11 protein-coding genes are annotated in these 12,934 nt (G+C 67.6%); 1 reads left to right on the top strand and 10 read right to left on the bottom strand.

Translation table 11 applies throughout. From position 1 onward, the window contains the following. Positions 1 to 4: 4 nt before the first annotated feature. The 10 genes from ACEN9H_RS12205 to ACEN9H_RS12160 all read right to left on the bottom strand — a co-directional run bounded on the left by ACEN9H_RS12205 (position 5) and on the right by ACEN9H_RS12160 (position 11,219). Positions 5 to 775, bottom strand: coding sequence for a TIM barrel protein (locus ACEN9H_RS12205; RefSeq protein ID WP_413674949.1), 771 nt, complete (start codon positions 773 to 775; stop codon positions 5 to 7). A gap of 17 nt (positions 776 to 792) precedes the next feature. After that, positions 793 to 2,013 (bottom strand): MFS transporter, encoded by a 1,221-nt coding sequence (locus ACEN9H_RS12200; protein WP_413674948.1) that lies wholly within the window; start codon positions 2,011 to 2,013, stop codon positions 793 to 795. Between the two features lie 21 nt (positions 2,014 to 2,034). Then, positions 2,035 to 3,003 carry a sugar phosphate isomerase/epimerase family protein gene (locus ACEN9H_RS12195; protein ID WP_413674947.1) on the bottom strand — a complete coding sequence of 323 codons (969 nt, stop codon included), beginning with the start codon at positions 3,001 to 3,003 and terminating at the stop codon, positions 2,035 to 2,037. A gap of 13 nt (positions 3,004 to 3,016) precedes the next feature. Continuing rightward, positions 3,017 to 3,961 carry a sugar phosphate isomerase/epimerase family protein gene (locus tag ACEN9H_RS12190; RefSeq protein WP_413674946.1) on the bottom strand — a complete coding sequence of 315 codons (945 nt, stop codon included), beginning with the start codon at positions 3,959 to 3,961 and terminating at the stop codon, positions 3,017 to 3,019. Between the two features lie 64 nt (positions 3,962 to 4,025). Continuing rightward, entirely contained in the window at positions 4,026 to 4,673 is a 648-nt protein-coding gene (locus tag ACEN9H_RS12185; RefSeq protein ID WP_056125304.1) for a TetR/AcrR family transcriptional regulator, read from the bottom strand. Between the two features lie 49 nt (positions 4,674 to 4,722). Continuing rightward, positions 4,723 to 6,417 carry a GMC oxidoreductase gene (locus tag ACEN9H_RS12180; RefSeq protein WP_413674945.1) on the bottom strand — a complete coding sequence of 565 codons (1,695 nt, stop codon included), beginning with the start codon at positions 6,415 to 6,417 and terminating at the stop codon, positions 4,723 to 4,725. Positions 6,418 to 6,436: 19 nt separating this feature from the next. Further along, a complete protein-coding gene (locus ACEN9H_RS12175; protein WP_413674944.1) occupies positions 6,437 to 7,063 on the bottom strand; it encodes a gluconate 2-dehydrogenase subunit 3 family protein in 627 nt (208 codons plus the stop codon). Positions 7,064 to 7,109: 46 nt separating this feature from the next. Next, the gene (locus tag ACEN9H_RS12170; protein WP_413674943.1) at positions 7,110 to 7,730 is read right to left on the bottom strand and encodes an NADPH-dependent FMN reductase; all 621 of its coding nucleotides are present in this window, start codon (positions 7,728 to 7,730) and stop codon (positions 7,110 to 7,112) included. Positions 7,731 to 7,743: 13 nt separating this feature from the next. After that, complete coding sequence (locus ACEN9H_RS12165; RefSeq protein WP_413674942.1) at positions 7,744 to 10,128, bottom strand: glycoside hydrolase family 3 protein; 2,385 nt, start codon at positions 10,126 to 10,128, stop codon at positions 7,744 to 7,746. Next, complete coding sequence (locus ACEN9H_RS12160) at positions 10,125 to 11,219, bottom strand: LLM class flavin-dependent oxidoreductase (protein ID WP_371764533.1); 1,095 nt, start codon at positions 11,217 to 11,219, stop codon at positions 10,125 to 10,127. Before ACEN9H_RS12160 ends, ACEN9H_RS12165 begins: the two co-directional genes overlap by 4 nt. A 242-nt stretch (positions 11,220 to 11,461) precedes the next feature. On the opposite strand from ACEN9H_RS12160, the gene ACEN9H_RS12155 reads away from it, so the two are divergent. Beyond that, entirely contained in the window at positions 11,462 to 12,889 is a 1,428-nt protein-coding gene (locus ACEN9H_RS12155) for an arylsulfotransferase family protein (RefSeq protein ID WP_413674941.1), read from the top strand. The last annotated feature ends 45 nt before the right edge of the window (positions 12,890 to 12,934 follow it).

The raw sequence follows: 12,934 nt of genomic DNA, 5'->3' as shown, positions 1-12,934 counted from the left end.
GTCGTTACGCCAGGCCCAGCGCGCGCCGGGTCAGCGCCAGCGATCCGGCATCGTCCACGCTCGGGAAGTATTCCAGGCCGACCAGGCCGTCGTAGCCTTTCGCGCGCAGCACGTCCATCACTGCCGGCCAGGCGATCGTGCCGGTGCCCGGCTCGTGGCGGCCCGGCGTATCGGCCACCTGCACGTGCGCGACGTAGCGCATGCGGTCCCCGATCGCTTCCGCCAGGTCCTCGTTCGTCTGCGCCGCGTGATAGACGTCGGCCAGCAGGCGCAGGCCCGGGCTGTCGACGGCCGCGACGATGTCCAGGCCGCGGCCGATGGTGTCCACGAACATGCGCTGGCCGTGCAGCAGCATGTACACGGGTTCCAGCCACACCACGGTACCCGCTGCGTGGGCCATCTCCGCCGCGCGGCGCAAGACGCTCACGGCGGCGTCGAATTGCGCCTGCTCCGGCACATCCGGCCGCGTGAAGCCCGACGCCACGACCATACCGGCGCCGGAGAAGCGCTGCGCGACGGGGATCGCGTCGGCGATGGCGGCCAGCACCTTGTCGTGGTCGGCCGGATCGACGAGGCTGCAGCGGGGCTCCACGCAAAAGCTCACGAGGCGCACGCCGGTGTCATCGAGGGCGCGTTCGATCGCGTCCAGGTCCTTCTCGCGCCACAGGTGGAATTCCACGCCCGGCACGCCGGCCGCGTGCGCGGCGCGGATGCGCGACGCGAGATCGTCGTTCCCCTTCGTGAACATCCATTCGATACAGGCTGCAAATGTCATATCAATCTTTCGTGAAATCAGGAAGCGGCGCGTCGCGCCGCAAGTCCGGTGACTGCCAGGGCGACGGACGCGCACAGGCAGACGACGCCGATGGCGGCGACGCTGGCCAGGAAGGTGCCGGCCGCGCCCTGGATCAGCGTGAGCAGCGGCGCGCTGAGGAATTGCCCCAGGAAGAACGAGCCGCCCCACAGGCCCATGCCGCGGCCGCGGTGTTCGTAGCGGTAGTGGGTGAGCGCCCACGCGATCAGCGCCGGCAGCAGCAGGCCGCCGCCCACCTGGCCCAGCGCGTCGAGCGGCAGGCCGACCGTCGCATTCGGAGCCCACGCCACACCGACGTAGCACGCGCCGTACAGCGCCATGCTGGCCGCGAGGCGCAAGGTGACGGACACGCCGCCGAGGCGCTTGAACAGATAGCCGCCCAGGATCGTGCCGAGGCTCGCGATGGTCACGAGCACGCTGATGCGTTCCGGCGACGCGACGCCCATGTCGCCGAAGATGCGCCCGTGCTGCACGGCCTGCACGAAGAACACCATCGAGAACAGCACCGTGACGCCGCACACGAGCAGGGTCGAACGCCACGGGAAGGCCGCCACGGCCTGGGCGCCGTTGGCCGTGCGGTCGCGCTCGGGCTCCCAGCACACGAACCACGCCAGCGCGAACACGGCGAAGCCGATCAGGTACAGCAGGAACGGATAGCGCCAGTGCACGCCCGCCAGCATGCCGCCCGCCAGGATGATCGATGAGCCGATCAGCGGCGACAGCATGTTCTGGTAGCCGAGCCACTTCTCGCGCTGCGCGCCCTCGAAGTAGTCGCCCATCAGCGCATTGCCGACCGTGAGGATCGCGGCTTCCGCCACGCCGACGATCACCCTGCTCGCGACGATCAGCAGCAGGCTGTCGAACAGCAGCGGCGCGAGGCCCAGCAGCGCGAACGCGAACAACGCCGCGAGCAGCAGGTTGCGGCGCCCGTAGCGGTCCGCCAGCATGCCGGTGAAGCCCGAGGTCAGCGCCACGCACAGCGACGGCACCGTGATGATCATCGGGACGAGCAGCTGGAAGTGAGGCACGTTCGAAAACTGCTGGAACAACTGCGGCAGGCCAGGCACCAGCGCGGACAGGGCCAGCGACGGCATGTTCACGATGGCCATCAGCGCAATGCCCTGCGCAAGGCCGCCGTGGCGGCGCGGCGCCGCTGCGAACGGTGTCACGGCCGGTGTCGACATGGAAGTGGGATGCATGGCGATCTATCCTGAAAAAGGTCAGTCGGCGCGGCGGTCCAGTACGTGCTGCCGGTACCAGCTGTTGAGCATCATCCCCGTCGCGATCGGCGCGGGCCCTTTGTCGCTTTCGACGATGATCCAGCCGGCGTAGCCCAGCTCGCGCATGGCGGCAAGCAGCATCGGGAAGTCGACGAGACCCGTCCCCATTTCGCCGAACCAGCGCTGGATGCCGCGCTCGCCGCCGGCCGCGACCAGCGCGCGCTCCGCGTTCTGCAGCTTGTACTCGTCGAGCGTGTCGACGGCCAGCGCATCCTTGAACTGGAAGTGCCACACGCGCTCATGGAAGCGGCGGTACAGCGCGACGACGTCGTGGCCCGCGATCGTCAGCTCGGCCGTGTCGAAGCACAGCCCCACGTTGTCCGCGTCGCACAGGGACATCAACCGCTCCAGTTCCTCGGCCGTGCGCAGCGCGGACAGCGCGTCCACGTGCAGCACCGTTTTCAGGCCCAGCGCCGCCGTCATCGCACCGACCGCGTTCCAGCAATCGGCCGCCGCCGCGATGCGCTCGGGCGTGAGGCCGCCCTCCTTCCACCAGGACGGAAACGGGCGCACGACCAGATATTCGCCTTTCAGCTCGGCCAGGAATTCCGCGTGGATGCGGGCCTGCGCGAGGATGCGCGGGTGGTCGGCCGGCTGGGTGCTCATCAGGCCGAAATGCAGCTCCTCGAAGCTCATCACGGTCGGATCGAAGAACGTACTGGCCACGCGCTGGATGCCCCAGTCCTTCAGCTTCAGGCGGAAGTGGTCGGCCGAGCCGAAGTTGATCGCGATGTTTTCCGGGCGCCCGATCGGGTCCCAGCGGCCGCTGCCCGCGTTCAATTCCACGGCATCGAAACCGCAGGCGGCCGTCACCTTGAAGGCGCGTTCGATTTCTTCCAGGCGCGCGAAGCTCGTGAAGCCGGCCTTCCACTGGTTCAGGGCATAGCCCCATTTGATCTGTTTGTGCATGCTGGTCTTCCGGTCAGGCGTAGATTTTTTTCAGGACGTGCTGGATGTACCAGGCGGACAACGCGGTGCTTTCCGGGTAGTTGCCGCCGCCGACGTCGGCCTTGTCGTGCTCCACGCCGACCCAGCCTTCGTAGCAGCGGTCCTTCATCGCGGCCATCAGCGCGGGGAAGTCGACGAGGCCGCCCGGCACGCCCATCTCGTGGAACCAGCGCGGCGTCGTCGGCGCCATCACCTCGGCGTCGGGCTTGCGGCGGTAGTCGCCCGTCAGGTCGACGTGCAAGGTGTCCTTCATGTGGAAGCCGCCGCAGCGGTCCGCCAGTTTCAGATACAGGTCGACGGGGTCGACGCCGGCGATCACATGTTGCGCCGTGTCGCAGTAGAAGAACACGTAGCGCGGGTCGGTCCATTCGTAGAATTTGCGCAGCTGTTCGGCCGTGCGGATCCCGCAGAAGAACTCGTGGTGGCAGCACGTCTTGACGCCGTATTTCTGCGTCATTTCGCCGACGCGGTTCCACAGTTCGGCGCAGGCGCGGATCTTGTCGTCCGTGACCGGTTCCACGTCGTAGTACAGCCCTGCCGGCATTACGATGAAGTTTTCCACGCCCAGGCCCTGGCTGGAACGCATGATGTATTCGGCGTAGTTGACGATATGGTCGTGCGTGGAGCGCACGTGCGGCGCGCTCTGGCGCTCGTCGTACATCACGGCGTGGAACAGGCTCAGGACCCTGTCGATGCCGCGCGACTGCATGAAGGCGCGCGCGTTTTCCAGGCTGCCGAACAGTTCGCGCAGCGGGCCGAGGTGAAAGTCGAAGGTCTCGATCGCCTCGAAGCCGAGCGCGGCGATCTGCTTCAGGAAATCGTCGAAACGCTGCACGGACGTGTATTGCGACAGCTGGCCCTGCGGCGTATCGATGCGCCAGTGGTCCATGTAGGCCCAGCGGAGTTTATTGGTCGTCATATTTATAATCGTAATTCTGGTTATGTTCGAGTTCAAAAAATCGGCGGCAACAAGCCGCCTATGTTCAGCGCCCAGGCACGAACAGCAGGTACGCCAGCATCATGTCGCTCAGGTCTTCCAGCAGTTCTTCCCAGCCGCGCGCCTCCCCCTTGCCCCCGAAGCTGTCCAGGCCGAGGAACCGGGCCTGGGTCGCATAGATCAGCAACATGCTCGCCTCGATCGCGCGCGCCGGGTTCGGATGGCGGATCTCGGCCTTGCACGCTTCCACGAGGCGGCTGAACTTGGCGTGGTTCTCGTACGCGGACTTCTTGCCGGCCGCGCCGATGACTTCATCCGCCGCGCCGCGCAGCATGAACGAGCGCAGCACGCTGGCGTTTTCCTTCAGCAGGTTGCCGAGGCCCGCCACGACGGCCGGCACGACCTGCGCGAGGCCGTGCGCCTGCGCCGCGATCCGCTGCGCCTCCTCCGTGAACGCCTGGTCCAGGCGTTCGAAGAAGCGCACCTGCACGGCGCGCAGCAGCTCGTCCTTGCCGGTCACGCGGCCGTACAGCGCGCCGGTGGACACGCCGGCCAGCTGGCAGATCTCGGCGAGCGTGATCTGGTCGTAGGACCGTTCGCGCAGCAGGTCGATGGTCGCCTCGATGATGCGGTCGAACGATTGCCGGCTGCGGCCCTGCTTGGGCGCCCGGGCGTGGGCGGTTGCGCTCTCCATGGATGTCGTCGTCGTGGTCAGTGATGGTAAAGGCGGATTCTAGCCGAAATCACAGCGCGCCCGCCTTCAGTTGGGCGACGGCGTAATCCGCCGCGCGCGCCGTCAGCGCCATGTACGTCAGCGACGGGTTCACCGTGCCGGACGATGCCATCGCGGCACCATCGGTGACGAACAGGTTCGGTACGCCGTGCACCTGGTTGTGCGCGTTCAGTACGGATTCCGCCGGGTCGCGGCCCATGCGCGCGCCGCCCATCTCGTGGATGGAGACGCCTGGAATCGCACGCACGGGAATCGTCACGACGTGCTTCGCGCCCGCGGCGACGAGCATCTGCTCCGCCTGTTTGGCCGCGTCCAGCTTCATGCGGCGTTCGTTCTCGCCGTACGCCACGTCGAAGCTCAGTTGCGGCAGGCCGAAACCGCCCCGCTTGTTCTCGTTCAGCACGACGCGGTTGTCCTTCTGCGGCAGCTGTTCGCAGAACGCGCCGAGGAACGCGATCCACTTGCCTGGCCGCGCGATCTGGTGCTTCATCTCCGCGCCGAAGCCGTCCGTCTGCGCCGCCGTATTCGTCCAGTCGTCGCGCATGGCGCCGCCCTGGTAGCCGTAGCCGCGCGTGAAATCGGCGTCCGCGTCCTGGCGGCCGACGTTACGGAAACGCGGCACGAGGATGCCCGTCGGACGGCGGCCGCTGTAGTTGCGGTCGTCGAAGCCGGGGATCTCGGCGAACGCGCCCACGCCCGCATGGTCGACGAGGTAGCGCCCCAGCACGTCGCTGTGGTTGCCGATGCCGTTCGGGTGCAGCGCGCTCTTCGATTGCAGCAGGATCTGCAGCGTGCCGTACGTCGACGCATTCAGGAAGATCACCTTCGCGCCAAAGCGCAGGCGCTCGCCCGACTTCGCGTCGATCACGCGCACGCCCGTCGCCTTCTTCGTCTGCGGATCGACGTCGATCGCTTCCACGACGCTGTCCGTGCGGATCGTGAGGAGGCCCGTCTTCTGCGCGGCGGGCAGCGTGGAACTGAGCGAACTGAAATACGCGCCGAACGAGCAGCCGCGGTTGCAGATGGCGCGGCGCTGGCACGGGCCGCGGCCATCCAGCGCTTCCGTCAGGTTGGCCACGCGGCCGATCGTCACGCGCCGGTCCGCCCACTTCGATTCCACGGTGCGCTTGAGGTGTTTTTCCAGCGCCGTCATCTCGAACGGCGGCAGGTAGTGCCCGTCCGGGAAGTTTTCCAGCCCTTCCGGCGCGCCGCTCACGCCGATGAATTTTTCCACGTGCGTGTACCACGGCTCCAGGTCGGCGTAGCGGATCGGCCAGTCGTTGCCGTGGCCGTCGCGCTTATTCTGCAGGAAGTCGTCCGGGCCCCAGCGATAGGACTGGCGACCCCACGTCAGCGAGCGGCCGCCCAGCACGTCGGTGCGGTGCCAGCGGAACGGTTTCACCTGTTCGTACGGGTTCTGGCGGTCGTTGATCCAGTACTGGCGGTTGGCCCAGCTGAACGCGCCGCGCTCGATCTTGCTCTGGATTTCGTATTCGCGTGCGTCCAGTTCGCGGTCCGGCAAGCCCTGTTCGGGTGCCTGCCACGGCGGCGTGAATTCGTGCACGTAGCCCTTCTGGTGTTCGAGCGGCTTGCCGCGTTCCAGAATGAGTACCTTCAAACCCTTCTCGGTGAGTTCCTTCGCCGCCCAGCCGCCGGTAATGCCGGAGCCGATCACGATCGCGTCGAATTCGGTCGTTTGATTCATGGTTGTCCTTTCGCGCGATTCAGATGACGTTCTGGTACGGCCAGGTCTTGACGTCGACGTCGCCGTCGAAGCGGCCCGGCACCGCGACGTAGCGCAGTTCTTTCGTGCTGCCGATCTCGGACGTGAAGTAGCCGTAGACGACCAGGTCGCGCAGGCGCAGGTAGAACGGCGCCTTCGGGTCTTCGATGCGGGCCGCCAGTTCGAACGTGCGGCCTTCGTACGGGCTCGATGTGCGCAGGTCTTGCAGGATCGCCGCGGCCTGCGCGGGCGTGCAGGCCGCGAAGCCGCGCTGGTAGCGCTGGTGCGCGCGCTTGTCGAGGTCCGCGAGACCGGCGCGGAATTGCGCCAGCTCGTCCGCATTCATCCAGTGCTTCGCCAGCGCGTCGATGAAGTGCGGCACGCCGGCCGCGACGGCGCCCGGGGTGTCGGTCACGGGCACGATGACGTCTGCCGCCACCGTCAGGATCTTCAGTTCGGACCTGGTGAGGCCGGCCGTGCGCGCCGCGCTCGCGCCGGCGCCTTGCAGCGCGGCCGCGGCCGAGACGCTGGTCCAGGCGCCCGCCGTGGCGACGCCGGCCAGCAGCGCGCCCAGCGCGGCCCGGCGGGACGGGCTCGCCGGCCCGGTCACTATCATGTGAATCTTCATGCTTGTCTCCGCGTGTATCGTTTTTTTAGCCAGCATAGCACAGGTTTTATAACAATAATTCTGATTTTTTATTACCTCGGGCAAACACACCAGCCGGGTTGACGACCTGCTCCGCGAGCACCTTCAGGCTGGCCGCCACCTGGGCATCCAGGCACTGCCCCTGCGCGTCGAACAGCTTGACGCCGGCCGTGTTCAGGGTCACACCGAGCGGCGTCGGCCAGCCGCGCAGCGCGTGCACGATCGAGCGCATCGCACCGAGCGTCGTGTTGCAACCCTGCCAGCCGGCCGCCGTGACGATGCAGCCGACCGGCATGCCGTCCAGGTACACGCGCTCGTCGGCGCGCAGGTCTTCCAGCAGGTCGATGGCGTTCTTGACGAGGCCAGAGACGCCGCCGTGGTAGCCCGGCGAGGCGAAGATGACGGCGTCCGCGCGCCGCACGGCGTCGACGATGGCGCGCTGCGCCGGGCTGCGCTCGCGTACTTCGGGCGAGAACACGTCGAGCGTGCTGAGGGCCTCGCCGCCGAACAGCTGCGTGTCCGCGCCCAGGTCTTCGGCGTACTGCAGCGCCGTGCGCAGCGCGCTCTCGGTGCTGGAGCCCGGGCGGGTCGTGCCGCCGATGCCGACGATGAACGGACGGTCGGCGAAATGGGTATCGATGGCATTCATGGTGATCTCCTGGTTAATTCGTGTTGACTTGTACGGCAAGGGACAGGTCGGCGCTGGACCGGCCCACGAAGAGTTCGACGGAACCCGGCAGGTCCGTCCAGCCGTCCTGCCACGTTTGCAGCCGGCGGCGGTCGAGGGCGATGCGTACCATGCGCCTCTCGCCGGCCGCCAGCTGGACTTTCTCGAAACCGACGAGCGTCAGCTCGGGCGCCGCGCGGTACACCTGCACGACTTCCGCGCCGGCGCGGGTGCCGGTATTGCGGACGTCAACGCTCACGGTCCAGCCATCCGGGCCGTCTGCGTCGACCACGGCGCCGTCCAATGCGAACGTCGTGTAGCCGAAGCCGGCGCCGAATGCCTGGCGCGGGGCGATGCCGCGCGCGGCCAGGCCGCGGTAGCCGACCCGCGTGCCTTCGCTGTACGGCAGGTCGCCGTTCGCATCCGGCTGCAGCGACAGCGCCGGGTAATCGGCATCGTCGCAGGCGATGGTGACGGGCATGCGGCCGCCCGGCTCGCGGTCGCCCGCCAGCACCTGCGCCAGCGCGCGGCCGAATTCCTCGCCCGGGTACCAGCAATGCAGAACGCTCTTCGCCCGCGACTCCCAGCGCGTATCGAACGCGTGGCCCACGTTGGTGACGACGATCGTGTCCGGGTTCGCGGCGCATACCCGTTCGATCAGTTCGACCTGTTCGGCCGGCAGGCGCGTGTCGACGCGATCCTTGCTTTCGACGCTGGCATCCGACGTCTCGCCGACGACCAGCACGACGGCATCCGCCGCACGGGCCGCCGCGACGGCGCGGGCCATCATCGCCTCGTTGCTGTCCGGGCCGCGCACGCCATACCACAGACCCTGGCAACGCGCTGGCGAGTAGCGCAGCTCGGCGACGACGCTCACTTCCTCGCCGGCGCGCAGGTCGACCGTGACGCAATCCGCGTCGCCGCTCTTCAGCCGGCCCATCACGTCGCCGGGCGCCAGCTGTTCGTCGCGCCGGAACACTTCGACGCCGTCGACGACGAGGCGCAGCGCGCCCGTGCCGCCGATGTAAAACCGGTGCGGGCCGTCGGCGGTCGCCGTGACGACGCCGCTCGCCCGCGTGGCCGCAGCGTGCTGCAGCGCGCCGGCCGCATGCACGCCGTGGAACCACGTCAGCGAGTTCGTGTCGCGCGTTTCGGAGAGGAGCGGGCTGCCTGCGCAGTCGGGATTGTCGAAGTAGTCGAGCGTCATGCCACGCGTGCAGCCGTCGACGTCGCGTGCGGGCCGGGCAGGCATGCGCGGCAGCTTCGGCTGCGGATCGACGCCCGGCTCGTACACGGCGATCGCATCGCCGAAGCGGGCACGCAGCGCGTCCAGCGGCAGCAGCGCATCCGGCCGCACGGCGATCTTGGCGAACGTGCCACCCTGGAAGCAAGGCGCGCTCGCGTTCGGGCCGAGCACCGCGATGCGCGGGTAGCGCGCGGGGTCCAGCGGCAGGATGGCGTCGTCGTTGCGCACGAGCGTGAAGCCGGCGGCGGCCGCTTCCACGAGGAGCCCGCTGGCTTCCGCGGCGGGCAGCGGCGCGCCCTTGTCCTGCCCGAATCGGCGCGCCGTCCGCGCCACGCGTTCGGCCGCGTCGCGCACACGTTCCAGGTCGACCTGCCCTTCCGCCACCGCGCCCGCGCTCTTCGCACCGAGGAAGCGTGCGGGCCCGGGCATCTCGAGGTCCAGGCCGCCGTTCAGCGATGGCGCCGTCGAATGCGTGCCGAACCAATCGCTCATGAACACGCCGTCGAATGTCCACTCGCCTTTCGCGACGTCGCGCACGATTTTCCCGGCTTCCGCGCACCAGGCGCCGTTCACCTTGTTGTACGCGGTGAGCATCCCGGCGCAGCCGGCCTGCGCGGCCATCTCGAACGGCGCCAGGTACACTTCGCGCAGGGTGCGCTCGTCGACGACGGCGTTCATGGAATCGCGCGCCGTCTCGCTGTCATTGCACACGAGGTGTTTTGCGACCGCGCCCGTGCCGACGGACTGGCAGCCCTGGATCCACGCCGCGCCGAGCCGTCCGCACAGCAGCGGATCTTCGGAAAAATACTCGAACGCGCGGCCGGCCAGCGGGCTGCGCGCGAGGTTCAGGTTCGGCGCGAGCATCAGGTCCACCTTGCGGCGGATCGCCTCGCCGCCGACGAGGCGCCCGACCCGCTGCACGAGTTCCCTGTCCCAGCTGGCGCCGAGTGCGACGGGCGCGGGCGTCAGCAGCGACACATCGCGCTCGTCCACACGCGGGCCGGCCACGCCCATCGGGCCGTCCGCCATCGCGAGCGACGGGACGCCCGCGCGCGGGATGGCGGCCGTGGACCACATGGAGGCGCCGGCCGTGAGGCTCGCCATCTCGTCCAGGGTCAAGGTCGATTCGCTCATTGGAATGCCGGGATCACGTGTTGGGCCAACAGGCGCAGGGTCTGATCCGCGTACGCGAGGCGCTGCTCCGTGAGCGGGCCGGTGACGGTGCCGCACAGGATGTTGCCGATACCGACCTGCTGGTACGCGCGCAGCTTGTCGATGACGGTGGCCGGGCTGCCGTACAGGCACCACGTGGCCATCCATTCTTCCGTCAGCGCGCTGCCGGTGCGGTCGGTCTTCCTGTTCGCGTCGTCGCTTTCCGCCTTGGCATTGAACGCGGCTTCGCGGTCGACCGCTTCCTGGTACGACGTCAGGATTTCCAGCACTTCCTTGCGCGCCTGTTCGTCGGTCTCGGCCAGGTGGACGCACTGGTAGCTGTGCGTCGTCCACGACAGCGCGTCCTTGACGGTCTCACTGGAGTGTCCGGCGGCCAGCAACTGCTCGTGGTATTTGCCGAAGTATTTCTTCACGTGCGTCAGGGGTTCCAGGCCGCCGATCTGCGGCGGCGTGAACGCGGGGATGAACGCGGGCCAGCCGTTGACGGCGGCGCGCGTGATGCTCGCGTCCTTCATCGCCACCGGCATCAGGCGCGCATGTTTTTCACCGTACGGGCTCGGGGCGATACGCTGCAGCACGCGGCCCTTGTGGAAGCCGTCCAGCTCGATCGCGTCGTCTTCCATGCGCTTGTTCCACAGCGCTTCCGCGGCGGCCAGGTTTTCCTCGGCGATGCGGCCGGCGTCCTTGTAGTTCACGCCGAAGCCGATCATCTCTTCCGGCGTCGTACCGGAACCCACGCCCACCAGCAGCTTGCCCTTCGTGAGGTGGTCGAGGATGTTGATGCGCTCGACGAAACGGACCGGGTGATGCAGCGGCACCGTCGTGACGGAGAAGCCGAAGTGCATGGCGGGCAGCTTCGCGGCCAGGTACGAGGCGAACATGTAGCTGTCGCTGGCGATCGCCATGTAGCCGTTGAAGTGGTGGTCCGGCAGGAAGATCGCATCGAAACCGAGCTCGCCCGCCAGCAGGGCGTGCCGCTCCAGGTCGACGATCAGTTGGCGGTCGGCGTCCGGCGTCATGGTGCGGGCGTTGAGGAAGACGGAAAAACGCATACAAGTCCCTTCTGGGTGGTGTTGGATGAAATCATAACCGTAATTATGATTATGGTAGTTGCAGATATTCGGGTCGTCAATCTCTTTTATTCATCAAGTTGTTGGCTCCGCGGCAGCAAGGTGTTGCAAAAACCGCATATCGTTATAAGTGTCGCCGGGATATGGATATGTCAACATATTCGTTCTGCATCGGCCCTTCCCTTCGTAAGATGTTTCGACTCATCCATAACGAAAGGGACGTCATGACCGCCAACCCCAAGCGCCGCCTGGCCCGCCTCCGACAACGACAGCAACAGGCACGCCGCCTGCAAACGTGCGCCCTGCTGGCCCTGTGCATGCTGCCGGTGGCGGCCGTCTTGGCCGCGCCCAGCGTGTTCCCGACGGGCGTCACCCGCTACGAACCGCAGAAGGCGTGGAACGGCTACGTGCTGTTTTCGGGCCAGGACAAGAAGACGCACCTGATCGACATGAACGGCAACGAGGTGCACCAGTGGGCGCAGGAAGGCTTCCCGCCCGTGCTGGTGGAACCGGCCAAAGCCGGCGGCGCACGCGGCCGCGTGCTGCTGCAGCTGGCGCAGCTGCCGGGCGTACAGACCGCGGGCAATGGACTCGGCAATACCGCGATCGGCGAACTGGATTGGGACGGCAAGGTCGTGTGGCGCTGGGGTGCGGCCGCGCAAACCGCGTACGGCGGCGCCGACACGACGACAAACGCTGCGCCCGGCGGCGCGGCGAAGCAGCACCACGACTGGGAGCGTCTCGCGAACGGCAACACGCTCGTGCTGGCGAACCTCGTGCATGACGTGAAGGGTTTCAAGGCGCCGCGGGTGCTGGACGACGTGCTGTACGAAGTCGACCCGCAAGGGAAGATCGTGTGGCGCTGGACGGCGTCCGACCACCTCGACGAATTCGGCTTTTCAAAAGCCGCGCTGGACCAGCTGCGCAACGCCGCGCCGCGCGACGGCGCCAAAGCGGTCGACTACCTGCACACGAACAGCGCCCGTGTCCTCGGCCCGAACAAATGGTTCGACGGCGGCGACGCGCGCTTCGCGCCGGACAACGTGATCATCAGTTCGCGCCAGGCGAACATCGTCGCCATCATCGACAAGAAGACGGGCAAGGTCGTATGGCGCCTCGGCCCCGATTTCGCGCCGGCGGGCGGCAAGCTGCCGCGTCCCGTCGACCAGCTGATCGGCCAGCACGACCCGCACCTGATCGCGCCCGGCCTGCCCGGCGCCGGCAACCTGATCGTGTTCGACAACCAGGGCGAGGCCGGCTACCCGATCGTCAGCCCCGGCATCTTCCCGCACTCGCGCGTGCTGGAAATCGACCCGGTCAAGAAAGAGATCGTGTGGGAGTACACCGCGGTGGATTCGAAGCAGACGCAGTGGAGCTTCTACAGCGCCTTCATCAGCAGCGCGCGCCGCCTGCCGAACGGGAACACCCTCATCGACGAAGGCATGAACGGCCGGGTATTCCAGGTCACGCCGCAGGGCGAGATCGTGTGGGAATACGTCAGCCCGTTCTACGGCGATTCCGCCGTCGGCGGCAGCGGACGCACGGTGCGCACGAACTGGGTCTATCGCGCCCAGCCCGTGCCGTACGACTGGGTGCCGGCCGGTACGCCGCGCAGCGAGCGTCCGCTCGACACCGTCGCCAGCACGCGCTGACCCTTTCATTTTTTTGTAACGCCTGCGGCGCGCCCCCCCGCGCCG

Source organism: Massilia cellulosiltytica (assembly GCF_047325105.1).
Classification (GTDB): domain Bacteria; phylum Pseudomonadota; class Gammaproteobacteria; order Burkholderiales; family Burkholderiaceae_D; genus Telluria; species Telluria orientalis.
This window is presented reverse-complemented; position numbering and strand designations above follow the sequence as displayed.

Bases quoted from the DNA above. Each gene is read 5' to 3' on its own strand.
- ACEN9H_RS12160 (WP_371764533.1), bottom strand. From the start codon at position 11,219: ATGCGTTTTTCCGTCTTCCTCAACGCCCGCACCATGACGCCGGACGCC.
- ACEN9H_RS12185 (WP_056125304.1), bottom strand. From the start codon at position 4,673: ATGGAGAGCGCAACCGCCCACGCCCGGGCGCCCAAGCAGGGCCGCAGC.
- ACEN9H_RS12165 (WP_413674942.1), bottom strand. From the start codon at position 10,128: ATGAGCGAATCGACCTTGACCCTGGACGAGATGGCGAGCCTCACGGCC.
- ACEN9H_RS12155 (WP_413674941.1), top strand. From the start codon at position 11,462: ATGACCGCCAACCCCAAGCGCCGCCTGGCCCGCCTCCGACAACGACAG.
- ACEN9H_RS12195 (WP_413674947.1), bottom strand. From the start codon at position 3,003: ATGCACAAACAGATCAAATGGGGCTATGCCCTGAACCAGTGGAAGGCC.
- ACEN9H_RS12180 (WP_413674945.1), bottom strand. From the start codon at position 6,417: ATGAATCAAACGACCGAATTCGACGCGATCGTGATCGGCTCCGGCATT.
- ACEN9H_RS12175 (WP_413674944.1), bottom strand. From the start codon at position 7,063: ATGAAGATTCACATGATAGTGACCGGGCCGGCGAGCCCGTCCCGCCGG.
- ACEN9H_RS12170 (WP_413674943.1), bottom strand. From the start codon at position 7,730: ATGAATGCCATCGATACCCATTTCGCCGACCGTCCGTTCATCGTCGGC.
- ACEN9H_RS12205 (WP_413674949.1), bottom strand. From the start codon at position 775: ATGACATTTGCAGCCTGTATCGAATGGATGTTCACGAAGGGGAACGAC.
- ACEN9H_RS12200 (WP_413674948.1), bottom strand. From the start codon at position 2,013: ATGCATCCCACTTCCATGTCGACACCGGCCGTGACACCGTTCGCAGCG.
- ACEN9H_RS12190 (WP_413674946.1), bottom strand. From the start codon at position 3,961: ATGACGACCAATAAACTCCGCTGGGCCTACATGGACCACTGGCGCATC.